The organism is Sphingobacterium siyangense, assembly GCF_023277505.1.
Lineage (GTDB): Bacteria > Bacteroidota > Bacteroidia > Sphingobacteriales > Sphingobacteriaceae > Sphingobacterium > Sphingobacterium siyangense.
The window spans coordinates 3,531,244-3,556,417 of record NZ_CP080574.1 but is presented as its reverse complement, the minus strand read 5'-3'; the positions used below and the strand labels follow the sequence as shown (position 1 = coordinate 3,556,417).

Annotated in this window: 21 protein-coding genes; 12 read left to right on the top strand and 9 right to left on the bottom strand. The window is 38.3% G+C overall.

Translation table 11 applies throughout. The features are described 5' to 3' along the window. The first annotated feature begins 73 nt into the window (after positions 1-73). Positions 74-1,168: an SGNH/GDSL hydrolase family protein gene (locus tag K2F45_RS14680; protein WP_075992837.1), complete on the top strand. Its 1,095-nt coding sequence runs from the start codon at positions 74-76 to the stop codon at positions 1,166-1,168. Between the two features lie 158 nt (positions 1,169-1,326). Here K2F45_RS14680 and K2F45_RS14675 read toward each other — a convergent pair whose 3' ends face one another. Continuing rightward, complete coding sequence (locus tag K2F45_RS14675; protein ID WP_248931751.1) at positions 1,327-2,628, bottom strand: DEAD/DEAH box helicase; 1,302 nt, start codon at positions 2,626-2,628, stop codon at positions 1,327-1,329. Positions 2,629-2,681: 53 nt separating this feature from the next. After that, a complete protein-coding gene (locus K2F45_RS14670) occupies positions 2,682-3,011 on the bottom strand; it encodes a DMT family transporter (protein WP_075992835.1) in 330 nt (109 codons plus the stop codon). Between the two features lie 203 nt (positions 3,012-3,214). On the opposite strand from K2F45_RS14670, the gene K2F45_RS14665 reads away from it, so the two are divergent. The 6 genes from K2F45_RS14665 (at position 3,215) to K2F45_RS14640 (ending at position 10,677) form a co-directional block, all read left to right on the top strand. Continuing rightward, entirely contained in the window at positions 3,215-5,410 is a 2,196-nt protein-coding gene (locus K2F45_RS14665) for a sensor histidine kinase (RefSeq protein ID WP_172840698.1), read from the top strand. An 11-nt stretch (positions 5,411-5,421) separates the two neighbouring features. Next, positions 5,422-6,054, top strand: a complete 633-nt coding sequence (locus tag K2F45_RS14660; protein ID WP_075992833.1) for a response regulator — start codon at positions 5,422-5,424, stop codon at positions 6,052-6,054. 334 nt (positions 6,055-6,388) lie between these two features. Continuing rightward, positions 6,389-7,669: a hypothetical protein gene (locus K2F45_RS14655; RefSeq protein WP_157626110.1), complete on the top strand. Its 1,281-nt coding sequence runs from the start codon at positions 6,389-6,391 to the stop codon at positions 7,667-7,669. 66 nt (positions 7,670-7,735) lie between these two features. Then, positions 7,736-8,740: a YihY/virulence factor BrkB family protein gene (locus K2F45_RS14650; RefSeq protein ID WP_075992831.1), complete on the top strand. Its 1,005-nt coding sequence runs from the start codon at positions 7,736-7,738 to the stop codon at positions 8,738-8,740. A gap of 67 nt (positions 8,741-8,807) precedes the next feature. Next, the gene (locus tag K2F45_RS14645) at positions 8,808-9,347 is read left to right on the top strand and encodes a helix-turn-helix domain-containing protein (protein WP_075992830.1); all 540 of its coding nucleotides are present in this window, start codon (positions 8,808-8,810) and stop codon (positions 9,345-9,347) included. Positions 9,348-9,453: 106 nt separating this feature from the next. Continuing rightward, positions 9,454-10,677 (top strand): retropepsin-like aspartic protease, encoded by a 1,224-nt coding sequence (locus K2F45_RS14640; RefSeq protein ID WP_157626109.1) that lies wholly within the window; start codon positions 9,454-9,456, stop codon positions 10,675-10,677. A 65-nt stretch (positions 10,678-10,742) separates the two neighbouring features. Here the strand turns inward: K2F45_RS14640 and K2F45_RS14635 are convergent, their stop codons facing one another. Continuing rightward, on the bottom strand, positions 10,743-11,900 hold the full coding sequence (locus K2F45_RS14635) for a Gfo/Idh/MocA family protein (RefSeq protein WP_075992829.1): 1,158 nt from the start codon (positions 11,898-11,900) through the stop codon (positions 10,743-10,745). A 34-nt stretch (positions 11,901-11,934) separates the two neighbouring features. Further along, positions 11,935-12,987 carry a sugar phosphate isomerase/epimerase family protein gene (locus K2F45_RS14630; protein WP_075992828.1) on the bottom strand — a complete coding sequence of 351 codons (1,053 nt, stop codon included), beginning with the start codon at positions 12,985-12,987 and terminating at the stop codon, positions 11,935-11,937. A gap of 347 nt (positions 12,988-13,334) precedes the next feature. Between K2F45_RS14630 and K2F45_RS14625 the strand changes: the two genes are divergently transcribed. Continuing rightward, positions 13,335-15,023 carry a GMC oxidoreductase gene (locus K2F45_RS14625; protein ID WP_075992826.1) on the top strand — a complete coding sequence of 563 codons (1,689 nt, stop codon included), beginning with the start codon at positions 13,335-13,337 and terminating at the stop codon, positions 15,021-15,023. A gap of 20 nt (positions 15,024-15,043) precedes the next feature. Then, on the top strand, positions 15,044-15,613 hold the full coding sequence (locus tag K2F45_RS14620) for a gluconate 2-dehydrogenase subunit 3 family protein (protein ID WP_075992825.1): 570 nt from the start codon (positions 15,044-15,046) through the stop codon (positions 15,611-15,613). Positions 15,614-15,642: 29 nt separating this feature from the next. Here K2F45_RS14620 and K2F45_RS14615 read toward each other — a convergent pair whose 3' ends face one another. The 4 genes from K2F45_RS14615 to K2F45_RS14600 form a co-directional block, all read right to left on the bottom strand. After that, the gene (locus K2F45_RS14615; protein ID WP_145326854.1) at positions 15,643-16,182 is read right to left on the bottom strand and encodes a hypothetical protein; all 540 of its coding nucleotides are present in this window, start codon (positions 16,180-16,182) and stop codon (positions 15,643-15,645) included. Between the two features lie 142 nt (positions 16,183-16,324). After that, on the bottom strand, positions 16,325-17,035 hold the full coding sequence (locus K2F45_RS14610; protein ID WP_198385915.1) for a LytR/AlgR family response regulator transcription factor: 711 nt from the start codon (positions 17,033-17,035) through the stop codon (positions 16,325-16,327). Then, a complete protein-coding gene (locus K2F45_RS14605) occupies positions 17,028-17,858 on the bottom strand; it encodes a sensor histidine kinase (RefSeq protein WP_172840697.1) in 831 nt (276 codons plus the stop codon). The genes K2F45_RS14610 and K2F45_RS14605 overlap by 8 nt, the downstream gene beginning before the upstream one ends. Before the next feature lie 408 nt (positions 17,859-18,266). Beyond that, on the bottom strand, positions 18,267-20,669 hold the full coding sequence (locus K2F45_RS14600; RefSeq protein ID WP_075992822.1) for an outer membrane beta-barrel protein: 2,403 nt from the start codon (positions 20,667-20,669) through the stop codon (positions 18,267-18,269). A gap of 247 nt (positions 20,670-20,916) precedes the next feature. On the opposite strand from K2F45_RS14600, the gene K2F45_RS14595 reads away from it, so the two are divergent. Continuing rightward, positions 20,917-21,939, top strand: a complete 1,023-nt coding sequence (locus K2F45_RS14595) for a bestrophin family protein (protein ID WP_075992821.1) — start codon at positions 20,917-20,919, stop codon at positions 21,937-21,939. 6 nt (positions 21,940-21,945) lie between these two features. On the opposite strand, the gene K2F45_RS14590 is transcribed toward K2F45_RS14595, so the two are convergent. Further along, positions 21,946-22,404 carry an Lrp/AsnC family transcriptional regulator gene (locus tag K2F45_RS14590; protein WP_201668223.1) on the bottom strand — a complete coding sequence of 153 codons (459 nt, stop codon included), beginning with the start codon at positions 22,402-22,404 and terminating at the stop codon, positions 21,946-21,948. A gap of 144 nt (positions 22,405-22,548) precedes the next feature. Here K2F45_RS14590 and K2F45_RS14585 point away from each other — a divergent pair, with 144 nt between their 5' ends. Beyond that, complete coding sequence (locus K2F45_RS14585) at positions 22,549-23,754, top strand: aminotransferase class I/II-fold pyridoxal phosphate-dependent enzyme (protein ID WP_075992820.1); 1,206 nt, start codon at positions 22,549-22,551, stop codon at positions 23,752-23,754. 209 nt (positions 23,755-23,963) lie between these two features. Continuing rightward, a complete protein-coding gene (locus K2F45_RS14580; protein ID WP_088161732.1) occupies positions 23,964-25,148 on the top strand; it encodes a metallophosphoesterase in 1,185 nt (394 codons plus the stop codon). Positions 25,149-25,174: the final 26 nt, after the last annotated feature.

Below are 25,174 nucleotides of genomic sequence, written 5' to 3'. Positions count from 1 at the left end.
AATCACAATAAAAAGGAGCCAATAGGCTCCTTTTTTATAATCAATTATATCAAACTTAAAGCTAAATTATTATATGTTATCAAAAGTTGCGTTGACAGCGTTTTTTCTGTTGTCTTTTTCTGCCATTAAAGCGCAGGAGAATTATAGTTGGTTTTCTCCACTAGAAGATAAACATGTAGAAGGTAGGTTGGAGAATCAGAAGCTTTCAGCCTTCAACAGACTTCCCGATGAATTGGAAAGTCAGGTACGTAAACCAGTATGGGAGCTAGGTAAGAATAGCGCAGGATTCTATATTGACTTTCAAACTTCTTCGCCTGAGATTACAGTTCAATACCAAGTTGTCGGAGGCTTAAATATGCCCCATATGCCAACAACAGGTGTTAGTGGGCTGGATCTTTATGCTTATGATACGGCAAAGAAAGAATGGAAGTGGGCTTATGGCAGTTATGATTTTTCCGATACTATTTCTTATACGTGGAAGAATATCGGGCGCAATGAAAAATTTAATTACCGTTTATATCTTCCGCTCTACAATACTGTTAAGTGGTTAAAGATTGGTGTGCCAAATACGGCTAAATTAACATATACTCCTACTACAACGGAAAAACCTATTGTTGTCTATGGAACTTCGATTGGACAGGGGGCCTGTACAAGCCGTCCTGGTTTGGCTTGGACCAGTCAGGTAGGAAGGGCATTTAATCACGAGGTGATCAATTTATGTTTCTCTGGAAATGGCCGGCTCGAGCAACCTATTTTAAATATGATGAACCAAGAAGATGCCGCCTGCTATATTCTCGATTGTATTCCCAATCTGGCTATTTCGAAAACGTTAACAGAAACAAAATTGGATTCTTTGTTGGTCCATGCGGTGACATTTTTAAGAAAAGAACATCCCGCAACGCCTATCATTTTGACCCAGCATAGCTCGGGGAGTATAGCAGAAGTCTTTAATGAAGATAAAAATGCAGAGTATCAGCAAAGCAGCCGGGTATTGAAAGCTGCGTTTGAAAAATTACAATCGAAAGGAGTTCGCCAGCTTTTCTTATTGTCGAGCCAAGAGCTTAATCTGGATCTGAATTCGACTGTAGACTATGCTCATCCAAATGATCAAGGTATGGAAAGAATCGCAAATGCGTATATTAAATTGTTGAAGAAAATTCTAAAGTAGGCTTACAGTTAACAGCGACTTCACGGTATCAGCGTCCGGAATTCACTGAATCAATAATAGGGCATCGTATATGAAACAGGTTTATTGGATTAGCATACATCCGTCAGCACAAGAAATAAAAATAGAAAAGGGAAGTTTTAAACTTCCCTTTTCTATTTTTATTTCTTTTTCATTTTCATCGTCATTTTTGCCTTTTCGCCGCCTCCATAATTAAAGGTCTTGGCATTGCTTTCTTTCTTTTGGTGAAAAGCCCCGCCACGGGAAAGATCTTCTTTATTATCTTCCTCCTTGCTCGACTTTTTCTTTTTGTCGGTGATGGGATTATAGATTGCAAGATCCTCAGGTAATTCCAAAACATCCATTCTTTTACCGACGGCCTGTTCTATTTTTTTGACCATTGGTAATTCCAGATCTGTTGTGAAAGTCAACACGACCGATTCTTCATTATCGTCATTTTTAACAAGATGATTTAAGAATTCCTCCTTTTCATTTGGTAACTCAAATTGAAAAATGAATGGAATAGCGGAAAGGTCCACATCGTTTGTATTTTCCCGTGCAATAATCAAGACACGAGATTGATTATTTTCCTTGAAATCTTCCATGGTTTCGTAGCCGAAATCGTCGTAGAACAATGGATTGAGGATAGCAATTTCTTCTTTATTGCTACTGAACAAACTGCTGGCCAACTTTTGGGCAGTAAGTTTCGAGTTTACAAAGACGACTATTTTTTGAAATACTTCTTTATCCTGCAACAGAAGATTTAATAAATTGATCTTTGTTGTGAAATTAGGAACATGATATAATAATAGATCTAGGGTGTCGACAGTGTCATTTTCAAGTTCATCTATTTCGACTGAGGCACAATTTTCATTCATGAAATTGTCGATCATGTCATAAAGTTTTTGGTGTTCAACAGTACTGAAAACCAAATGTTGTACCTTTCCACAGCTTTCGGCTAATTCCCTTACTGTATTTTGCATTCCTTGTTTGATAATCTCTTCAGCATCATCAATAATTAGTGTCTGAATACGGTTGAGATTCAAGGCCAATTTAAGATAGATCGCTCTTGCACGATTTGGAGTAGCGACAACAATATCTTTTCCATCAACCAGTTCTTCGATTTCTTCTTCCATGCTACCTGAAGCCCGTAATCCAATGATGCGAAGACCTTTATTTTTGCTTAATTGGTAGAATCTCTCAACAATTTCGTCGATACGTTCTTCATTAGGCGCCAAGATCAAAAACTTCGGAGCTTCATCTGTTGTGAATTTCAACTTCATCAAGGTAGATAAGACATAAGTTGTGGTTTTGCCAGCACCTTCCGGAGCGATGGCAATCACATCCTGTCCACCAAGAATTCTGGAAATGCATCTACTTTGAATTTCCTTTGGAGCTAAGTAACCGAGTTCGGTCATCGTAGCAGTCAATCTTTTGCTAAGTTTTAGTTTCTCTAACGACACGTATCCTTTTATTTATGTAAGTTACAAAAGTACAAATTTAGATCTTAGATCAGCTAATGTGCGCCCATTTTTGAAAAGAGATTAATAATAATGACTCCAACGACAATCAAGACCATGCCGATAATGGCTGCTGTATCGGGGATCTGTTTGAATAAGAACATACCAATCAGCGTAATGGCTACAATACCAACCCCAGACCAAATTGCATAGGATATCCCGACGGGTAGGTATTTAAGTGTGATGCTTAAAAAATAGAAGGCAATGATATAACCTACAATACAGATGAGAGTAGGCTTTATAAGGGTAAAACCTGCAGACTTCTTTAGAAAAGTGGTTGCAAATATCTCAGCGGCTATAGCAAGAAATAGATAAATGTATTTCATTGTTACAAAGGTACAATTTTTTGTTCGGTAAGGTTCGGTTAATTAGGTCAATAACAGCGAGAAGTTAAGTTTTTTTCGAGTGAATGAATTGCGTATAAGGGCAAATTTATCTAAGTTTGGCCAATTCACATAGCTAGAACAATTATTTTTTTATGGGGCATATTCAAAATTTTTGGAGATCGGTACTAATATTTTTTGTTTTTTTGTGCCTTTGTAGTGATATTCTTGCCCAAGAACAGCTGCAAGAGTTAAAGAAATCATATTACAGTCTTGCTTTAGGAAGCAAGGAGCGGTTTGTATTGACTGGAAAATATGCGCAGGCCTTATATTTTAATAATGAAAAAGTACTGGCCAGTCAACTGCTTAATGATAATATTCAGTTGGCAAGAAATTATCCTGACAAGCAATATTATGCTTATTTGAATTGTATTGCAGCAATGAACAGCTTTAACGATCATGCATATGAAAAATCACGGTATTATTTAGAACATGCTAAATCTGTGCTACCGATTGTCCGCGATAATGGAATTAAAGGCTATGTATATTATTGTGATGGATGGGTTATGACACGGCAGAATAAGGAGGATGAAGCCGTTTCTCAATTTCATAAAGCAATTTCATTTTTAGAGAAAGCTTCACAGACTGACGCAAATATCGCTCGAAAACTAGCCGTCTATAAGGAACTGACAGCAATATATGCAAACCAACGCAATTATGATTTTCAAGAAAAGTATACCTCTCTTTTGTTAGAAACGGCTAAAGAAGGGAAGAATGTCAATAGCCTATTTGACGCCTACATGCAGGCTGGTTATCTATTTGAAGAGGAGTATAGATCAAATAATGCAGATCGTGATCTATTGAGGAAAGCTGAACAACACTATCTTGAGGCTTATAATTTGATCAATAACAATGAGAAGCATCTGGTTAATCCGACTGATCTAGCGTATGTTTCAGTTAATCTAGCGAATCTGTACCATGAGTTTTATCCTGATAATGGCGGTAAGAAAGCGATATCCTACGCCAAACAGGCTTTAGATATTGCTGCTGAAACGGGGCAATATGCCATTACAATACCTGCTTATGGTATCCTCGCTGATGAGTCTTTCAAAGTGGGGCATCGCGAGGAAGGGAAAAAATATCTGCAGCAGGCACTGTACAATCTTCAAAGAGAGGCCCATTACGATTATCAAGTGGGGCTAAGCCTATTTAGTAGACTGGCTGAAGTAAGTGTTGAAGAAGGTAAATATGAAGAGGCTTTCAATTATCAAAAAAGCTACATAGATGTATTTGAAAAAGCATTTAATTCGGATAAACTCGATAAGACGAAGCAACTGGAGCTGAAGTATGAGCGTGAACTGCAAAACCAAAAGTTAATGCGGCTTCGATTGGAAGGGGAGAAAAAGGAACAGCAAATCAAGTTGATGAAAGCCTTGAATGATAGGCAGCATCAACTGGTGGAGAATTTGAAATTAAATGAACTGAATCGAACCCAGCAACTTAAAGTATTGCAGCTCGAACGGGATAAGAAGGAGCAGGATCTGCAATTAAGCCGGCTGGAAAATGAACAACGCTTACAGGAGCTTGATGTTTCCAAAAAACAGATTGCTTTCAAATCACGGATGAATTCGATCTATATCTGGTTATTTATCAGTTGTTTGATTGTGATCGTATTGTTATTTTACGCCTATTGGCAGCGTTCAAAGGCATTGAAACAAAAGGAACATTTGCATGAGCTTGAGATAGAAAAGAATAATCAACAACATGCCATTAAAAACCTGACTGCGATGTTGGCTGGGGAAGAGAAAGAGCGTACCCGTCTTGCTCGCGACCTTCATGATGGATTGGGAGGTTTACTGTCAAGTACCAAATTGGGATTATCAGCCATCAATAAAAATGCTTTGGAGCAAGACACCATGAAAGCAGGAATCGATCGAAGCATTGATTTGCTAGACGGGGCTGTCGATGAACTTCGCCGTCTTGCGCATAATCTTATGCCCGATTTAATTGTAAAATATGGTTTGAAAGAAACTTTAAGAGACTATGCAAGCCGAATGAGTCAATCTACATGTCAAGTTGAATGTGAATTTTTACAATTTGAATCAAGCCTAAGTACGGAACAGGAGATTTCTTTGTATAGAATTATTCAAGAATTGGTGAATAACGCGTTGAAGCATGCCAATGCGACCAACATTTTAATACAGCTTTCTTCACATAATAAACGTTTACACATTACAATTGAAGATGATGGCAAGGGTTTTGATATGGAAAGTGTCGATTTGCAGCATTCTGCAGGAATGCATAATGTGCGATCAAGACTTTCGTTTCTAAACGGGGAAATGAAGGTTATGTCGGAGAATGGAGCGGGTACAACCATTGAATTGGAATTACCCATGATTTAAATTTTTGGAAAATGATAAAAATAGCGATTACAGACGATCACCCTTTGCTACTTGAGGGATTGAAAAACATTATAAATGCGCATGAGGATTTTGAAGTAGTGGGTATGTATTCCAGTGCAACTGAACTGTTCCATCGTATTGCCACTGATATGCCATTGGTATTGCTACTTGATATCAATCTACCAGATGCTAACGGTATCGATTTGGTTAAAGACCTGAAGGATAGTAATAAGGATTTAAAAATTATTGCGTTTAGTGTCCACAATGAATTTGCAGTGATCAACAGCATTTTAAATGAGGGGGCAAATGCCTATTTACAGAAAAATGCGAATGGTGATGAAATACTTGCTGCCATTTCCGCTGTTCTTGTTGGAAGAAGATATCTTTGTGAAAAAACTCAGGCTATCTTGAATAAGAAAGTTGAAATGGGGCTTAAGCAAGTGCCAAAATTAACACGTCGTGAGAAAGAAGTGCTTACTTTCGTAGCGCAAGGAATGACAACAAACCAAATTGCAGATTCATTGTTTATCAGTTCACATACGGTAGAAAGCCATCGCAAGAATCTAATGGAGAAATTTCAAACCAAAAGTGTTACTGCTGCAGTAAAATCGGCTATTGAATACGGATTAATTCGGGAAACCTAATTAAATTCCCCAATTCCCTGATTTCAGGGATGAAAAGATCTCCAGGCATTTGATACTTTTGCTATTACTGATTTAAAATAGGAGGTATCAAGTGCATTGTTGAAAACTAGTATTTTGCGCTATTTCAAAAGAAGACATTGTTTCGGTCTTCGATTCATTGCTCTATTTTAAGATTCATCGGTTTATTTTAAATAGAATCTGTTTCAGAACAAAATTTCAAATCTAGGTCTTTCTTAGAGCGCCTAATACTGCAAAATATAACTTTTTCAGCTTGAGGGACCTTTCAGGGGAGCTTTTAGGAGATAAACAACCAAAAATTAATGATTCAATTGTTATGATTAAAAAAATAATACTTTGGACGATAGCTGTCCTCGTACTTTTGGCGATCGTTGCCTGGGGCGGTTACATACTACGACAGCAAGAATCCTACAAATCATTGGTCCATAAAAAAAGTAAGGCTTTGTTGACCGTATCATTAGATGATATTCTTTTGAATCAGTTTTTTAATAAATGGCAGTCAGCGCCGAAAGAGGGGCAAGATTTTGGTCAAAAACTAAGTAAACTCAAAGACAATGGAATTGATATCAAAGCGAATGTATTTCTTTTTGCTTTGGAGCCCCACCCCAAAAACTTTTATGCTTTTTTTCAGCTAAAGGATAAGCAACAATTTTTGACCTTTCTAAAAGATGTGATACAGGTTGGTGCAGTGGAAAGTAATCTAGCCCCTGATGTGAGCTATGCCTATCATCAACCGAGCAAAATCGCATTTATCTGGAAAGGGGATGACCTGCTGCTAAGTCTAGGTTTTGATCTTGATACAAAGAAAGAAGAAATGCTGCAGTTAATTCAATCAAAAGAAGACCGGGTTACCATCGAACAATTTATCAACCGTCCAAGTACATTGACAGGTAAATCACTGCGTTATAGTGATATTTCAACGGATAATTTTATCGAGCTTGATTTGAAAGGAGACCATCTCGATGTGTCTGGCGAATTTTTCTCAACAGATTGGAGCTTTCCGAAGGAATATCTTGTTAGAGAACTTGTTTCTTCAAAATACATTGGTAAAGCTTGGATCAATATCCCCAATAGTCAACTTAAAAATCAGCTAAAGCAATTAGTTAGCGAACTTCCTATAGCCGCTGATTCTATTATAGCACATTTGGATGGAAATTACGTCGATATTGAAATTTTGAAAAACAAGGTCATTCAAACAGATACCATTATTAATTATGCGGTTGACGAAAATTTCGAAACGATCGAAGAGAAAACACCCTACGAAACGAAAGTTCCCGAAGTAAGATTAGCCATGCGTGGAGATAACGACATGCGCAGGTTCCTCCCCAGTAAATTATTTTATCAATGGTTTCAAAAACAAGATAAGGAGTTTAGCTTGCTGACCACGTCAAAGGATATTGATAAACTTAATGTGGCCTACAATAAGACAGCTGAGCTATCCCATGTTGCAGTTCATTTGGTAGATTGGCCAAATGAAGCTAAAATATCACCGATTCTATTATTGAAAACCATCGCTTCAGATATTACGCTGAGTCTGAAAGTTGTAGACCACAATCGCTTGGTTCTCCAGGGAACTATAGCGGACTACTCGCATTAAAACATACTAATTACAAACTTTCTTCGCTTCTCAATGGTTTTGTTCTTGAGTACAAAGTACAAGAACATGGATAAACGAACTAAAAGTAGAAGTAAGGTGAAAACCTATTGGCGAATTTTAAAAAGTACGGTCTCGGGATTTTTGAATGAGGATTCGATGAAGTATAGTGCTTCATTATCCTATTATACTGTTTTCTCTATTGGTCCAATATTGGTTTTAATGATTGCCTTAGCCGGAATTTTTTATGGTGAGGATGCAATTGAAGGGAAAGTATTCTTGGAACTCCGTGGATTGGTGGGAAGCAGTGCCGCAAGACAGATTCAAGAGGTTATTCAGAATTTGCAACTTTCTGGAAAATCAAACCTGGCATTGCTTGTCAGTGGTATTACATTGATTTTAGGAGCAACGACTGTTTTTGGGGATATACAGAATTCGATCAATAAGATTTGGCATGTAAGGGCGAAGCCGAAAAAAGGCTGGTTAAAATTGATACAGGATAGATTATTGTCTTCATCTTTGGTAATTGGATTGGGGTTCTTGTTAGTTGTTACATTGATTGTAAATGGTGTAATATTAGCATTGACAGATCAGCTCCAGCATTATTTCCCGGACATAACGGTGATGTTAATGGATGGGATTAACTTTGCATTGTCCTTCGGAATTATATTCTTGTTATTTAGTGTCATATTTAAAGCGCTTCCGGATGTCAATATACATTGGCGGACAGTACGTGCGGGCGCCTTATTTACTTCAATTTTATTTGTATTGGGACGTTATTTAATTGGAGTCTACCTGGAGCATTCTGCAACCCAAGATACGTATGGAGCGGCAGGTTCATTTGTGCTGATCCTTCTCTGGGTCTATTACACAGCAGCCATTTTATATTTTGGTGCAATCTACACAAGGGAGTATGCCACTGTAATGGGAATTCCTATTGAACCCTCGCAATATGCTGTGCACGTTGAAACGCAGGAAATTGAGCGTAATGTAACCGAAATACCTCCAGCTCCTTTAACGCTTGAGGAGCAGACGGTTACCGAAGAGGATGCTAACTTTCCCAAGAAACCATAAACGTTAGATTTGATGAATTTTTACGGCCAAATTCTGTAAATTTGGTCGTAAGATCGATCTATTGTTTATGAACAAATTACAATCATTACGTGAGAAACTCAATTTAACCCAAGAGGAACTAGCACAAAAATCAAGTATTTCAGTAAGAACAATTCAGCGGATTGAAGCGGGGCAGCCACCAAAGGGCTACACCCTTCGTGCACTTGCACAGGCATTGAATGTGGACGAATCGGAGTTTTCTGCATATGATATGCCTGCTGAATCCGAAAATCTCACATGGATCAAGATTATCAACCTTTCTTCCTTACCCTTTTCTATATTGCCTCCATTAAATGTTTTGGTGCCCATTGCAATCATGCTGTTAAAAAAACAGCATTCGTATAAGGTTCGTCAGTTAATCTCAATACAAATCGTATCTACCTTAATCGCGGTGTTACTGATGCTTGTTATTTTTATGCTCAACGATTGGCTAGGTGTTAAAAGCAATGTGAAATTGCTTATTCCGCTATGTTGGATCCTTATGAATATTATCGTTATACTGCGAAATGCGATCGGATTAAATAAAGGTGAGAATGCACGGATTTTGCCCGATATTAGTATTTTATAGCGACTGTTATACAATTGTCGGGTAGCTGTCGGGACATTGTCGGGATGCAAAAGTGTACTCTTCGTCTGGTATTTTTTTTCTTTGATTTTGAAAAAAATACAAAATTATGAAAACACACTATGAAAAAAGGAAAAGCCATATGGCCTTGGCTACCTTTGTTATTTTTCTTTCTCTTTTTACGATGACGAACGTCTTTCCACAAAATAAGATACCTTTGATCAAAGCTTCATCTGAGAAAGTCCGTATTAAAGACGGCGCCTATTGCCATGTCGACTGGAAATTAGATCCTAAAGCAAACCCTGATGTCTATTTCGTGAATATTCCAACGAAAGAAAGCACAGTCGTTTTTAAAACAGATCAGGAGGAATTAACTGTTATGACTAAACCTGGAGCAATGTATGATTTCATCGTACTATTGAATGGTACGGATTCTTGTCACATTCGTATAAATGCTCAACTACCACCTGATCTACCTGTATTGGATCAAAATGATCCGTTTCCTATGCCAATACCTTTTCGTCTTATTGGCTCAAGGATTTTCCTGAATGGAACAATTAACAAGAAAAATGTCGCGATACAGTTTGATTTAGGAGCAGGAACAGGTGTTGTTAATAGAAATAACTCGAAGCAGCTGGATTTATCATTTTCATCGTTTACGACAGTTTCGAATACCGACGGGGTCAATAGCGAGCGGACAAGCCTAGGCAATCAATTGCGTATTGGGTCTATGGTATGGAAAAATGTATCAATGACAGAGGTCGGCAATATGAAGTCCTTTGAAGATCTTATTATAGGTAACAGTTTCTTTCGAAATCACATTATTGAAATCGATTATGACAAAATGGAATTGGTAATTCATCGCGATCTCCCCACCAAAGCAAAGGAGTATACAAAGCTTCCGATATTTTACGAACAAAATCGACCAAAGTTTAAAGCTGCTTTTAGACATAATCAACGGCAATTTGATTTTTGGTTCCTTTTTGATACAGGTCGTGATGGCACGATGTTGTTAGGTGAAGATTTTACCAGTATAGGACACAATTGGGACGATCTAGAGCCACTTACCATGATCAGTAACCGGAAGATTATCCGTTTGAATGCTTCAATAGCTGGTGTTGAATTTAAAGATATTGTGACGAATGCCGCTGATCCGGCCAAGCGTAATGGCAGACCAAGTTTATTTGGAAATCAGATTCTGAACCATTTTAATGTCATTTTGGATAATCAGGAAGGATTTCTTTATCTGAAACCAAATGGTAGGATCAAGGAACCTTATTCAAACTATGAGGGATATTTGAACCAGATGTCTCAGTCAATACAGAAAAATTAAAGTGTGCAGCCAATGTCGTTTGTTCAGGTAGCAAATGACATTGGCCACTTATGGTAAGTATATATCTAACGAATAAAATCGGTCCATTTTTGTGTTGATTTTCCCGAGGCAATCACAGTTTCTAGGAACTTCATGCCACGCAGACCATCAGCTACGGTAGGAAAATCTGTATCTTCTTCTCGCGGCTCTATACCTTGCATAGATGCCAATAGCGTGGCTGCAAAATTTCTATAAATATTGGCAAATGCTTCTATATATCCTTCGGGGTGACCGGCTGGTAGACGGATGTTATGTTTGGCGATTGGTGAAAGGTACTGTTGACCTGCACGAAATAGCTGGGTCGGCGCATCGAGCTGTTTAAAGATGAGTGTATTTGCATCCTGCTGGTTCCATTCCAATCCCCCAAGTTCACCATATACTCTAATTTTTAATGCGTTTTCTTCTCCTGCGGCAACTTGAGATGCCGATAGTACGCCTGTGGCTCCATTTTCGAATCCAAGTAATATATTGCCGTCATCTTCAAGTTTTCTTCCGGTCACAAATGTTTGAAGATCGGCGCACATTTTAGTGATTTTTAAACCTGAAATATATTCTGCTAGATGGGCAGCATGTGTTCCAATATCGCCCATACAACCACTTTTCCCACTCTTTTCGGGATCTGTTCGCCAAAAGGCCAAAGAAAGACCATTTTCGATCATCTTACTGAGCCAACCCTGCGGATATTCTACCATAATCTTTCTAATCGAACCTAATTGGCCCCCTTTGACAAGATGACGAGCTTGTTTTACCATCGGATAGGCCGAGTAGGTGTATGTAACACAGAGTATCAATCCTGTTTCAGCTACCTTTTGTTGGAGCAATACGGCCTGTTCTGTTGTCAGCGTCATCGGCTTTTCAAGCACGACATGGAATCCATGTTCCAGCGCCATCATTGCTGGTTCAAAATGAGCAAAATTCGGCGTGACTATACTGACAAAGTTCATGCGGTCATCCGCTGGGCGCTTACTTTCCTTGACAATCATTTCCTGATAACTTCCATAGCTCCTTTCCTCTGGAAGACCTAAAAGCGCGGCGGATTCTTTTGCAACGAGGGGATCAGCGCTCAGTGCGCCGCAACATAATTCAATCTGACCATCAATTCCTGCAGCCATACGATGTACAGCCCCAATAAATGCATTTTTTCCACCGCCGACCATGCCCATTTTTAGTTTTGTATTGTGCATAAAGTTGAATTTTTAATGCCGATATCTTTTGTAATTATAAACCCAATAGTTTACGGTTAAGGCTATCATTGGTTTCGACGGCAGCAAAATTATCGAATGCCTTGTCAGTAACACGGATAATATAGTCTTTAATATGCAGCGCGCCTTCCCGCGCACCATCTTCAGCATTCTTGAATGCACATTCCCATTCCAGTACAGCCCAGCCTTGATAATCATATTGTGTGAGTTTGGTAAATATAGATTTGAAATCCACTTGGCCATCACCAATTGATCTAAAACGACCGGCTCTTGACTGCCAGCTCTGGAAGCCACCATAGACACCCTGACGACCAGAAGGATTGAACTCAGCGTCTTTAACATGAAACATTTTAATTCGCTCATGGTAAATGTCGATGAATTGAAGATAGTCAAGACATTGAAGAACAAAATGGGAGGGATCATAGAGAATGTTTGCCCGCTTGTGGTAATTTACATTTTCGAGAAATAAGTCAAAAGTAGCACCGTCATGGAGATCTTCTCCAGGGTGTAATTCATAACATAGGTCGACATCATACAAGTCACATTCATCGAGAATGGGTAACCATAATTTTGCAAGTTCAGCAAAACCCGTTTCGATAAGGTTAGCTGGTCTTTGTGGCCAAGGGTATATAAATGGCCATAGAAAGGCGCCACTAAAGGTTGCTAGCGCTTTAAGTCCGAGGTTGTTGGAAGCTTGTACGGCATATTTTAATTGCTGGATCGCCCACTGTTGTCTTGCTTGAGGGTTACCATGTAAATGCTGTGGTGCGAAGGCATCAAATAGATCATCGAAACTTGGATTCACAGCCACCAATTGCCCTTGGAGATGGGTTGAAAGTTCGGTGATTTCCAATCCAAATGACTGTACTTTAGCTTTTAGATCAAGTGCATAGCTTTTATCGAGCGCTGCTTTTTCTAGATCGATAAAACGGGCATCCAAAGTTGGTAGTTGTATACCCTTATAGCCAAGGGCTGCTGCCCACTGGCAGATTGAGTCCAAAGAGTTGAACGGAGCTTCATCACCGATAAACTGTGCGAGAAAGATGGCAGGACCTTTAATTGTTGTCATATGTATTGTGTTTTGAAAAAGACTATATTACGTACAAAACAGATCAATATTCCAATGCGATGGAAGAAATGGCTCAGTCTGTCGTTTATACTTTATAATTTGGTTATCCAAGCTACCTGCTTGTTTAATACAATATTACAAAAATTTGCAACCGGTTGCAATAAAATCAAAAAAAAACCTTAAACTTGTTTAGACGATTCATGCTTACACTTTCCAAAATATAAGAATGGAGCGTCTAAACTAGGTATAACTGTCAGGCATCTTTGCAGCGCTTGATTGTGGAGGAGACTTTATTTTAAAGGGAAACTTCCCTTTGAGTAATAACCAAATAAACCAATTATAAATAAATGGCAAATAATGTTTATGATGCAATTGTCATCGGGTCTGGGATCACAGGTGGCTGGGCAGCCAAGGAACTAACGGAACGTGGATTGAAAACCATCATGTTAGAAAGAGGACGCAATATTGAGCATATCAAAGATTACCCATCACCAAACAAAGATCCTTGGGAATTTCCGCATCGGGGTCGGGTACCTTTGGATCGAGCACAGCACTACTTACCTTTTGGAATTAAAAATCAATGGATGAACGAAGGGAACATCGACTTTTGGACTAATGAGACAGAAAGTCCATATAAGGAAATAAAGCCCTTTAATTGGTTCAGGGGCTATCACGTTGGCGGTCGCTCGCTTATGTGGGGGCGGCAGAGTTATCGATGGTCGGATGTTGATTTTGAGGCAAATAGCAAAGACGGGCATGGTATTGACTGGCCGGTACGTTATAAAGATATAGCACCTTGGTATAGTCACGTTGAGAAATTTGCGGGTATTTCAGGTAATAGAGACGGTATAGCGGTGCTGCCCGATGGCGAATTTATGCCGCCAATGGATATGAATATTGTGGAAAAAGATCTTGCTGCGCGCTTGAAATCGCGTTATCAGGGAAAAAGACACTTTATAATTGGCCGGGTAGCCAACATAACAGTGCCCCATCACGGCCGTGTTAATTGCCAATACCAGAACAAATGCTGGCTGGGTTGCAATTTCGGCGCTTATTTTAGCACACAGTCTGCAACATTGCCCGCAGCAGTGAAGACTGGAAAACTTACCCTAAGACCACTTTCAATTGTAAAAAGCATTATTTACAATCGCGATACGCAGAAAGCTAAAGGAGTCGAAATTGTTGATGCGGAGACGAATCAAACCTACGAGTATTTTGCTAAGATTGTTTTTGTATGTGCTTCGACTTTAAATTCCACCTGGGTGTTAATGAATTCAGCTACTGATGTATGGGAAGGTGGTCTTGGGAGCAGCAGTGGTGAACTGGGACATAATCTGATGGATCACATGTTAAATAGTGGAGCTGGGGGAAGAGTTGAAGGATTTGAGGATAAATATATTTTTGGGCGACGCGCCAATGGATTATATGTACCCCGATTTGCCAATATTGCCGGCGATACCAAGAAGAGAGATTACATACGTGGTTTTGGCTATCAGGGCGGAGCTTCAAGGGGACAATGGTCAGGTAAGGTCGATAATAAGAGCGTGGGTGGGGCTTGGAAAGATGCTATCGCTGAGCCCGGAAGCTGGGGAGTAGGTTTTACTTCATTTGGCGAAATACTTCCATATCACGAAAATAAAGTCGTATTGGATTCATCTGTAAAAGATAAGTGGGGGCTTCCTGTATTGGCTATAGATGCAGAGATTAAGGATAATGAGCGAAAAATACGGGTTGATGCAAGCAATGAAATGAAGGAAATGTTGGAATCTATCGGTGTCAAAGACGTAACAACCTACGACAACGGGTTTAGTATGGGACAGGGAATTCATGAAATGGGCACGGCACGGATGGGCAATGATCCGAAAACCTCGGTATTAAACAAATTTAACCAAGTATGGGATGCTAAAAATGTTTTTGTGACAGATGGGGCCTTTATGACTTCGTCTTCCTGTGTGAATCCATCGCTTACCTATATGGCATTTACTGCAAGGGCCGTAGATTTTGCTGTTAATGAATTAAAAAAAGGGAATCTTTAATATTTTATGATGCAATAATTATGAATAGACGAGAAGCAATACAACGTGTAGCCATGCTCATGGGAGGAACAGTTATTGGTGCTTCGTTATTTTTGGAAGGATGCCAGAGGTCTGCTTCGAAAGATATAGAAATGCTCTTTGGTCCAAAATCAATCGATTTTTTTGGAGATCTTGCGGAGGCGATTCTTCCTAAAACTACTACCCCAGGGGCGAAAGAAGCTGGGGTAGGTTCTGAAATTCCTGTTCTCGTGCGAGACTGCTATAAACTTGAAGAACAGCAGGTTTTTTTGACTGGAACAGCCGGAATTGACGAACGTGCCAAGAAAGAATTTGGACGTAAATTTCAGCAACTCGACAAAAAAGACCAAACTGCTTTTGTTGATATTTTGGACAAGGAAGCACAAGATTACGATGAAAAGAAAGCAGCTAATGAACTGCCCCATTTTTTTACGCTGTTTAAACAGCTTACACTGCTTACTTTTTTTAGCTCAAAATTAGGCGCTACGGAAGTGTTCCGTTATGTGAAAATCCCAGGGAAATATAACGGCGATTTCCCTTATCAAAAGGGTGATCATGCTTGGGCAACCTAGCTAATAAATTGTATATTGACCCCTTGTCTTTAATTGGCAGCGGGGTCAATTAAAGAGGTTGTCAAGCCTATGAACTTTAAAAGATTTTTGCTATCGAAAAGTAAAGTGGTAAAATGTGTCCCTGTTTTCATTGTTAGTCTGGTACCACCCGGAAAAGAGCTTCCAGCATCAAGTTTTTCCTTTTTAACATTGTGTCGGCTGAATTTTGAGAGCGCCTCTTTGACTGTTGTTTTATTGATCGCAAGATCAAAAGGCAACCCTTCGACAACCAGAAACTTGTCTTCAGGGATATCAAAAAATAGTTCATTGACGGATTTATCAGCCCCATAATTGCTATAAAGTTCCAAGCCGGATTTTGTGATCCATTTTGCATACTTTTCTTCGTTGGCATCTTCATAGAAGACTGTTTTTACGTTTAATGTAGCCGCTATTTTATCTATTGTCTGGGGAAATACAAATTCACTGTTTTTATTTAGCAATGATTTTAACTCCGCTTTGTTCTGCGCGAAAGTCGTTGCAGCAAAAAGGAAAAGGCCTATATTTAATGTAAATGCTTTTATCTTCATCATATCCTTGTTATATGTTTGGCAGTTGTTTATGTCCGTTAGATTAAAATTAATCAAACGAGTAACAATATACAATAGTGCTTTATACTTGTTTTGATAGCGGGATCAACCAAAGTTTTCAGCATGCGTATCGCCTATAATCGATCTAATTTAATCCTAAAAGCGCATATAAGAGATCTTTTTTATTGCTCGCAATGGGGATAGTTTTTCCATTTGAAAGCTGGACTATATTTCCATTTAAAGATTGTATGCTATCTGTATTGACAATGAATGCTCTATGAATTCGAAAGAAACTGGTGTTATGTAAAATTTCTTCCATCGCCTTAAGGGTAGATAGGGTTTGATGTGCACTGTTATGTGTGACAATATTCAAATAGTTTCCCTGAGCTTCAATATATAGAACATCATTAAGCATAATCTTTATAAATTTATTTTCACTTTTTATAAAAATTCGTTCTGTTTTTATTGGGTGGTTATTTAGTTTGTTAAAGGGTGATATTTGTTCCTTTACTCTATTTGCAGCTTTCAAAAAGCGTTCAAATCGAATGGGTTTAATAAGGTAATCTACGGCACCTTTTTCAAATCCGTCAATGGCGAAATGTCGATGGGCAGTTATAAAAATAAAGTAAGGTTTTTGGGCCAGCGTTTCCAACAGATCTAAACCAGTTAAGCGGGGCATCTCAATATCGCTAAACACAATATCGATCGGATTTTCCTGCAGGAAAGCCATTGCCTCCAGTGGCTTACTGAAGGTCTTTTTTAATTCCAAAAAAGGTACTTGTTCGACGAAATCCGTAATAAGTTCAATGCCTAAAGGTTCATCATCGATGATGATGCAACTATATTTTTCAATCATGTGGTAATGCGATATTCAATGCAACGCTAAATTCATTGGAGCTATCTATGATGTGAAGGTCGCTTTGGTTTGGGTAAATCAATTGTAAACGCTTTTGTAAATTTTTAATACCGATACCCGTAAAGCTAGGTGTTTTCACGGTATTGAATACATCTTTGTCATTTTTTATTTTAAAGGCAACCTGATCTTTGCTGATGTGAATAGTAAGTATGACAAAGGATGCTTCTTCGTTTTTTAGCCCATATTTAAATGCATTTTCGATAAGGGTGAAGGTCAATAAAGGAGCAATCGTTAAGGCGTGAGCATGCGCTCGCCCCTCTATATTTAGTTCAATCTGATATGATTTTGGGTAACGCATTTTTTCCAATGAAAAGTAATTCTCTATAAAATCCAGCTCTTTAGCTAAGGAGACGTATTCTGCATCCGAATCGTATAGTGTATATCCCATAATTTCGGATAAATTTAATACGACCTCAGGTGCTGTGTCGTCTTTTTTTAGCGTCAAACGATAGAGGTTGTTGAGCGTGTTGAACAAAAAATGTGGATTGAGTTGCGCTTTTAAAAAAGCCTTCTCTACGCTAATATTTTCCAATAACAATTTTGACTTCTGCTCTAGGATTCGCATTCGGTCTTTATTTATTCTTCTGATGTCTATTAATATTTTGGTAAAGAAAAAAGGAGACAATGAATAGATAACCGACAATGCATTTAATAGCACCGCTTTAAAGCTGAATACGGACCACAGGTTGGGAATGAAATCCTTTTCCTTACCCATTAATGGATACAAATTAGAAATATCAAAATCATATTTGTAAGCTAGCACATAAAACAAATTATTGATAAATAACCAAATAAAAATACATACTGGCGCAGTTAAGAAAGGTAATATCCATAAATTTAAGTTCCTCGCGTAAGGTATAACCAAGTAGAAAAATAAGTAAAACACAACAAGAGAAGACAATAAAACACGCGATGACAAAAATATTGATTGGTTTGAGGATATTCCAGTTACATAATAGTAGTTGCTGAACAGGAGCAGGGTAAATGTAAACCACATTCCAAAATGAAGTAGGATACGTACATTCGTTGTATAAAAAGTATCGAAATCTTGCTTCCTGAAAAATGTATCTGCTTTAGTGATGTATTGATTAAGTCGAGATTGTTTCATAAATCCTTAGATAGTTCAGTTTTGCGGCTCAATGAGCCGCAAAGATAAAAAATAGTGGTACATTTATAATCTTCCTTTCTCCTCCATACTGCTTGATTCCATTCGTTTTGCTTTAAAGGTAGTGCCGGTTTTGAAGTTATATAGTAAAGAAATGGAGCATACACGCGATTGCTCCTTGTGCATTATCCAGATTTTAGTATTGTTAAAATAACTTGTCGCCCGATAATTATTGGTAAAAAAGATGTCGCTAATATTTGCCTTGGCAACCAATTGATCTTTGATTAATTTTTTCTGAATCCCTAGATCAACGGAGCCGATGGCTTTAGTTACAATATTTCCAAGTAACATTTGGGGGGTGTAAAAAGCATTCAGATTTATACTATATCCTTTGCCAAAGGAAATTTCTTGTTCTGTCTGTAATATAAAAGAAGCTTTCTTTAGATTAAAATAGGGGGAAGTTGAACGTGTATGAGTGAATAAAATCGTGTTCGTACTTGACCAGCAGGGTAGCAATGAAATGGGAGCGCTCAGAGTGGCCGTCCATACTCCTTGAGTCCCCACGTTGTCTTTAATAATCGTTAACAGTTCTTCTTCTGCCTGGTTGCGTATAATTTGCGAGATCGCATTTTTGGTATGGGAATAGTTCAAAGCAGTATAATATTTTTCTTTCCATAATCCACTAATTTCGAACGAATTTGTGAACTGCGGTTTCAGAAAGGGATTTCCTGTCTGTACGGAATAATTATCTATATAATATTTATAAGGGTTTAAATCAAAATATGAGGGCCGTTTAATTCTTCTATTGTAGGTAAGTGATACATAATTGCTTCCCTGCGAGTTTAAATTCTTCTTTAAAAAAAAACTTGGGAACAAATTGAAATAGCCTTGTGCGAGTTTGTCCCTTTGCTCGCTCAAAAGTTGTCCTTGAATATTGGATTTCTCGCCTCTTAATCCCAATTGATAATCTATTTGGGCCCATTTTCCCGTATAATTTGCATAGGTAGCATAAATTCGTTCTTTGTAATCGAACTGGAAATCAAGGGCAGGCATTGGCATCCAGGCCTGATGAAAGACCTGGTATCGATTGGTATTCATGATATCCGTTGCGGTCGCTTTTACACCAATTGATAAATTGCTTCCAGATTTAGTTATCCAATTATACTTTGCGTCGCCAGTAAAAATTTTTGCTTCGCTGGGATAATCCAATCTGAACAAAGTATCACTGCGTATGTTACCATTCGCATCGAAATCGACACTATTGCTGATACTATTTCCGCTTCGTTGATTGTGTGTATAATCGATGGCAAGGCTGAATTTCGAATGTAAACTGTCTGTTTCCAAAACATAATTTAAACCGAGATTTTGGTAGTTAGATTTTGATTCAGATGGGAAGCTACCTTGCGAGCGGATGTTTTTTGCCGCATCGGGATAGGTAATTGTCGAATGCGCCATGGATGGTCCAAGGAAACTGCTGTATTGACCGGTGTAGGAAAAGCCTAGAAATTGTTTCCCCGTGAAATCATAGGTCGCACCAAGCCGTATACGGTCGTTTTTGTTGGTCTGAGTGTTTTCCGTTTCTTGCTGATATAATCCCTGATTTGGAAAATCTCGTCGTTGTTTTAGTTCCTCGTATGACTTTGCACGACTATGGGAATAACTTGCCATTAAACCAACTTTACCTAGTTGATAATTCAAACCTGCATAAGGAGTGTACGTTACATATTTTCCAAGCCCAATTGCATAGTCATTGCCAATATAACCATTGAGTCCCTGTTTATCTTGCTTTTTTAGCACAATATTGATGATACCACCACTGCCTTCTGCATCGAACTCTGCCGAGGGATGTGCGATAATCTCAATGGATTGGATGTCGTTGGAACGCAAGGTTTGAAGGTAGTTCCTGAGATCATTTCCCGCGAGGTTAATACTTTTGCCATCGACAAGAATACGTGTTCCTACAACTCCATTAATGGAGATTTGACCATTGTTAACGAATACCCCGGGAGCCATTTTAAATAATTCCAAAGCTGATTTTCCAGAAGCATTGGCGGTTTGTGCTACGTTCATAATGATGCGGTCAATTTTTCGCTGTATTGTTGGTTTGCGCTTATTTACTGTTACTTCATCTAACATGAGGTTGGATAGTAGTGATTTTGGGACAATGAACGCTAGCGGGGCTTTAAGGTCGTTAATTTCAATTTTTTGTTGCATTTTGAGTACATTTTCCACGCGAATCGAAACGAGGTAAGTCCCTTTTTCGGTAAGCGTTAACTGAAAATTTCCATGTTCATCTGTTATTTTTTCAATGAGAGAATCTTTCTTTACATCTAGTGCACGAAAGGCTAATGAAGCATAGGGGATCGACGCGCCATATTGATCCGAGACTTTACCAACAATGGCGGTTTGGGCGAACAGGAAGTTGTTAAGAAGAAAGGTGATGAGACTGAAAGTAATTAATTTGATCATAAATTTTGAATAATTATTCAAAACTAGTTTCGCTGGTGGCTTATTTCAATTTTTTTGGATATAAGGAAACCTTTTAGGGATGGAAGCCGTAAATTTAAGGATAAGCCATTAAAAGCGACGAGGTTTAGTGTTATAAAAATGAGCGGAATAAAATATCATCGTGTCGAAAACAATTTAGCGTATTGGACAGTTACAATTTAAATTGTACTTTCATAACGTTTTTAATAAAGGAAGATATTTAATTTTTATGATCACAACCAAGTATTTTAACCATCGACAAATATTTAATTTAGCGGGCGCACATTTAATATGGCTGACGCTTTGGTGCTCTCTGGTGGCGGTCATCTATTATTTTTTTAATTGGCAGTGGATGATAATTCCTTGGGTGCCATTGGCTTTGATTGGAACCGCTGAGGCTTTTTATGTCGGGTTTAAGAATAATCAGGCCTATGATAGACTTTGGGAAGCCCGGAAAATCTGGGGAGGGATTGTCAATTCAAGTCGCTCTTTCACTGCAATGTTATATGCCTTTGATACTCAAGATGGTGATCATACCGATTTGGAGGAGCGGAGGAAAAGGATTGCCTATCGCCATATCGCTTGGTTATATACTTTTCGTGAGCAGTTGTTGATCCCGACAGAATGGGAGCATGTCAGTTTGAAAAAACACTTTGGTTCAATGAATGTTAAACGGAACAGGCTGATAAAGGCTGGCTTTCCTGATTACAGTAGAACATCGATTTTTTTGCGCAAATACCTTTCTACAGATGAGTTTAAGTTGCAGAGTACCTATAAAAATTTTGCAACGTATTTGATTTCTAAACAAGCAAAGGAAGTTAATGCATTGAAAAATGATCAAATCATTTCGGATTTTAACCAAACGCAACTGCAGAATTGCCTGAATCAATTTTACGACTATCAAGGTCAGGCAGAAAGAATCAAAAAATTTCCTTCACCGAGACAGTTTGCCAGTACAGCATTTGTCTTTAATGTTATTCTCATCATTCTGCTCCCATTGGGCCTAGTAAATGAATTTGCGAAATTGGGCGACTGGGGGATATGGACGAGTATTCCTTTTTGTGTGGTAATTGGATGGATTTATATTGTGATGGAATTGGTCGGCGATTATACCGAAAATCCTTTTGGAGGACTCATGTTTGATGTGCCTATGCTTTCGATTTGTCGAACCATAGAAATTGATGTGTTGCAAATGGTGGGAGATGAGGATCTTCCGGAAGCAATAGCATCAAAAAATGGTGTTTTGGTTTAAATTTTCTTACAGATCAATTGCAATCGTATTTTTCACCTCAGCGATCATAAATGAGCTATGGGTGCTTGCAATATGCTGTAAGCTCGTTAATTTCGTTAACATAAAACTGCGATAATCTGCCATATCCTGGACACAAATCTTTAGGATATAGTCGTAGTCGCCACTCACGTGGAAACACTCGGTTACCTCCTGAAGGTTCATGACCTCTTTTTCAAATTGTAAAATATACTCCTTTTTGTGCTGTGTTAATTTTACGTGGCATAATACAAGGAAGTCTTTTGCTATTTTCTTTTTGTCAAGTATGGCGACATAGCCCGCGATAATTCCAGTATTTTCGAGTTTACGGACTCTTTCATAGACCGCTGTTACAGACAAGCTCAGTTTGTAGGAGAGTTCTTTGGTCGTTTGTTTGGCATCTTCCTGTAGAAAACGCAATAGCTTACGGTCAATCTCGTCAAATTGCATAGATTTTTTTTTGGTTTTTACTAGCTCGTTTTAAATCAGCTAGATGTTTTAACTAATTATTGTTTGTATAATAGATTTATATTCTAAGATAAGTAAAATTACTTGTAATATAATTTGAAATATCTCAATTTTAAAGATAAAAACATGGAAAATTTTAATGCAGCAAATGAAATTCAAGATTTGCAATACTTTGGTGAGTTTGGAGGTGTGAACCCGTCAATTTCAGATAGCTCTACCTATACTTTTCTTTCCGCTAAAAAAATGTTCGACACATTTGAAGGGAATGCGGAAGGCTGTTATCTCTATTCAAGGCATTCGTCGCCGATGAATTTGTATTTGGCACAAGCCTTAGCAAAAATGGAGGATACCGCTGCGGCCAATGTAACATCTTCGGGGATGGGAGCGATTACAACAGTTCTTTTACAACTATGTAAAAGTGGTGACCATATCATTTCAAGTAGGACAATCTACGGTGGAACTTATGCCTTTCTTAAAAATTTTCTCCCGCCTTTCCAGATTGAGACGACATTTTTGGATATTAATGATGTCGAAGAACTCGAAAAATCGATAAGACCTAATACAAAAGTGTTGTATTGTGAAAGTGTGAGCAACCCTTTATTGCATGTGGCAGATTTAAGAAAACTTTCGGCCATCTGTAAAAAACACAAGCTAAAACTGATTGTCGACAATACGTTTTCTCCATTATCCATCTCACCAACACTTTTGGGAGCGGACATTGTCATTCATAGTTTAACGAAATTTATCAATGGCAGCAGTGACACAGTCGGTGGGGTTTATTGTGGAAGTCAGGAGTTTATTAATGAAACGAAAAATGTGAACACAGGTGCCTGTATGTTATTGGGGCCAACGATGGACAGCTTACGTTCGGCAAGTATATTGAAGAATTTAAGAACACTTCATATACGGATGAAACAACATAGTTATAATGCAATGTATCTTGCCGAACGGTTTGAGAAAGATGGATTAAAGGTATCTTATCCGGGCTTGCAGTCGCATCGAGATCATGAACTAATGAAAAACATGATGCATGAAACCTATGGTTTTGGTGGCTTAATGACAGTTGATGTGGAAACAACCGAAAAAGCCAATGAACTAATGGAACTGATGCAGGCTGAAAATTTAGGGTATTTAGCTGTCAGCCTAGGATTCTATAAGACCCTATTCTCCTGTTCGGGTAGCTCTACGTCGTCAGAAATTCCTGAGGAAGATCGTTTGAAGATGGGTATTTCCGATGGATTGATCAGGTTTTCCATTGGTCTAGATCAAGACATTGAGCGTACCTACCAAAAAATGAGAGCATGTATGCAAAAGACTGGAATTTTGGAGTAATAAGCAGTATCTCGGTTGGGTTCATTTATGGGATAATCAGACATCTTGACATGTTTTGGAGGAAACTATGGATAGTTTTCTGATTGATTGGAGTGCAAAAAGTTTCAATTGTCACATAGACATCACTATTTACGATGAAAGGGGCTGTAATTGCTCAAAAATCTCTTTTGGCATATCATTAGCAATTTAAAATCAATATTTTAGTTAATATGGCAAAGAGACTTTTACTGATATTATTCTTATTTGTTTTGGGTGATATCTATTTTTTTCAGGCTTTCAGTACAGTTATTCGTGGTTCGATTTGGCAGAACATGTATTGGGGGATTGATATCCTGTTGTTTTTTGGTGTTTTTACATTAATTTTTTTGCGGAGAGCGGGTTATGATGTCCAGGAGACAGCAACAAGTCTGATTACAGCATTTTTAATTGTTTTCATACCAAAATTGCTTGCTGTTCCCTTTTTATTTGTTGAAGATCTGATGCGTATTTTTCGTTCCTTTCCTCCACGTAGTATATTTTTGAGTGAGATTGTATTGTTTTTGGCGGGGGCCATGTTATTGGTTATTTTTTTCGGTTTAACGAAAGGTCGTTATTTTTATAAAGTGAGAGAGGAAGTATTGAGTTTTCCTGATCTACCTACGGCGTTTGACGGTTTTAAAATTACGCAGCTATCGGATATTCATTCTGGTAGTTTATCTGATATCAAAAGGGTACGTAAAGGTATCGAATTGGCAAATGCACAAAACAGTGATCTGGTATTGTTTACGGGTGATTTAGTCAATAATAAAGCTTCCGAAATGGAACCCTGGGTTTCGGACTTCAACCGATTAGAAGCTCCTTCGGGCAAGTTTTCAGTCCTTGGAAATCACGATTATGGGGACTACGTACAATGGGAAAGTGTTGAATCAAAAGCCTTAAATTTGAATAGGCTTAAGGAAATTCATCATGAAATGGGATTTAAATTGCTGCTAAATGAATCGATAGCAATAGAAAAGCAAGGTGAGCGTATTTCGTTAATTGGAGTTGAGAATTGGGGGAAAGGAGGGTTTCATCAATATGGTGATCTTGCTAAAGCAACCCTTGGATTGGACGCGGATACCTTCAAAATTTTGATGTCTCATGATCCTTCACATTGGGATCATGTTACTTTGGACTATGACCAACATGTCCATCTGACGCTGGCAGGACATACGCATGGTATGCAGTTTGGGATAGAACTATTTGGGTTAAAATGGAGTCCAATTCAATATTTTTATAAACAGTGGGCTGGACTCTATCAAAAACAAGGAAAATATCTTTATGTCAACCGCGGTTTTGGTTTTCACGGCCTAAAAGGTCGGATAGGTGTTTGGCCTGAAATTACGGTTATTACATTACGGAAAAGCGTTGTCTGATATTTTGGTATGAGAAACAACGCTCA

What these genes read in the sequence shown, in the direction of transcription:
- K2F45_RS14585 (WP_075992820.1), top strand. Translation starts at nt 22,549, where the DNA reads ATGGAAAATTTTAATGCAGCAAATGAAATTCAAGATTTGCAATACTTT.
- K2F45_RS14680 (WP_075992837.1), top strand. Translation starts at nt 74, where the DNA reads ATGTTATCAAAAGTTGCGTTGACAGCGTTTTTTCTGTTGTCTTTTTCT.
- K2F45_RS14670 (WP_075992835.1), bottom strand. Translation starts at nt 3,011, where the DNA reads ATGAAATACATTTATCTATTTCTTGCTATAGCCGCTGAGATATTTGCA.
- K2F45_RS14630 (WP_075992828.1), bottom strand. Translation starts at nt 12,987, where the DNA reads ATGACAACAATTAAAGGTCCTGCCATCTTTCTCGCACAGTTTATCGGT.
- K2F45_RS14640 (WP_157626109.1), top strand. Translation starts at nt 9,454, where the DNA reads ATGAAAACACACTATGAAAAAAGGAAAAGCCATATGGCCTTGGCTACC.
- K2F45_RS14610 (WP_198385915.1), bottom strand. Translation starts at nt 17,035, where the DNA reads ATGATTGAAAAATATAGTTGCATCATCATCGATGATGAACCTTTAGGC.
- K2F45_RS14600 (WP_075992822.1), bottom strand. Translation starts at nt 20,669, where the DNA reads ATGATCAAATTAATTACTTTCAGTCTCATCACCTTTCTTCTTAACAAC.
- K2F45_RS14620 (WP_075992825.1), top strand. Translation starts at nt 15,044, where the DNA reads ATGAATAGACGAGAAGCAATACAACGTGTAGCCATGCTCATGGGAGGA.
- K2F45_RS14625 (WP_075992826.1), top strand. Translation starts at nt 13,335, where the DNA reads ATGGCAAATAATGTTTATGATGCAATTGTCATCGGGTCTGGGATCACA.
- K2F45_RS14590 (WP_201668223.1), bottom strand. Translation starts at nt 22,404, where the DNA reads ATGCAATTTGACGAGATTGACCGTAAGCTATTGCGTTTTCTACAGGAA.
- K2F45_RS14580 (WP_088161732.1), top strand. Translation starts at nt 23,964, where the DNA reads ATGGCAAAGAGACTTTTACTGATATTATTCTTATTTGTTTTGGGTGAT.
- K2F45_RS14650 (WP_075992831.1), top strand. Translation starts at nt 7,736, where the DNA reads ATGGATAAACGAACTAAAAGTAGAAGTAAGGTGAAAACCTATTGGCGA.
- K2F45_RS14655 (WP_157626110.1), top strand. Translation starts at nt 6,389, where the DNA reads ATGATTAAAAAAATAATACTTTGGACGATAGCTGTCCTCGTACTTTTG.
- K2F45_RS14635 (WP_075992829.1), bottom strand. Translation starts at nt 11,900, where the DNA reads ATGCACAATACAAAACTAAAAATGGGCATGGTCGGCGGTGGAAAAAAT.
- K2F45_RS14615 (WP_145326854.1), bottom strand. Translation starts at nt 16,182, where the DNA reads ATGATGAAGATAAAAGCATTTACATTAAATATAGGCCTTTTCCTTTTT.
- K2F45_RS14645 (WP_075992830.1), top strand. Translation starts at nt 8,808, where the DNA reads ATGAACAAATTACAATCATTACGTGAGAAACTCAATTTAACCCAAGAG.
- K2F45_RS14660 (WP_075992833.1), top strand. Translation starts at nt 5,422, where the DNA reads ATGATAAAAATAGCGATTACAGACGATCACCCTTTGCTACTTGAGGGA.
- K2F45_RS14595 (WP_075992821.1), top strand. Translation starts at nt 20,917, where the DNA reads ATGATCACAACCAAGTATTTTAACCATCGACAAATATTTAATTTAGCG.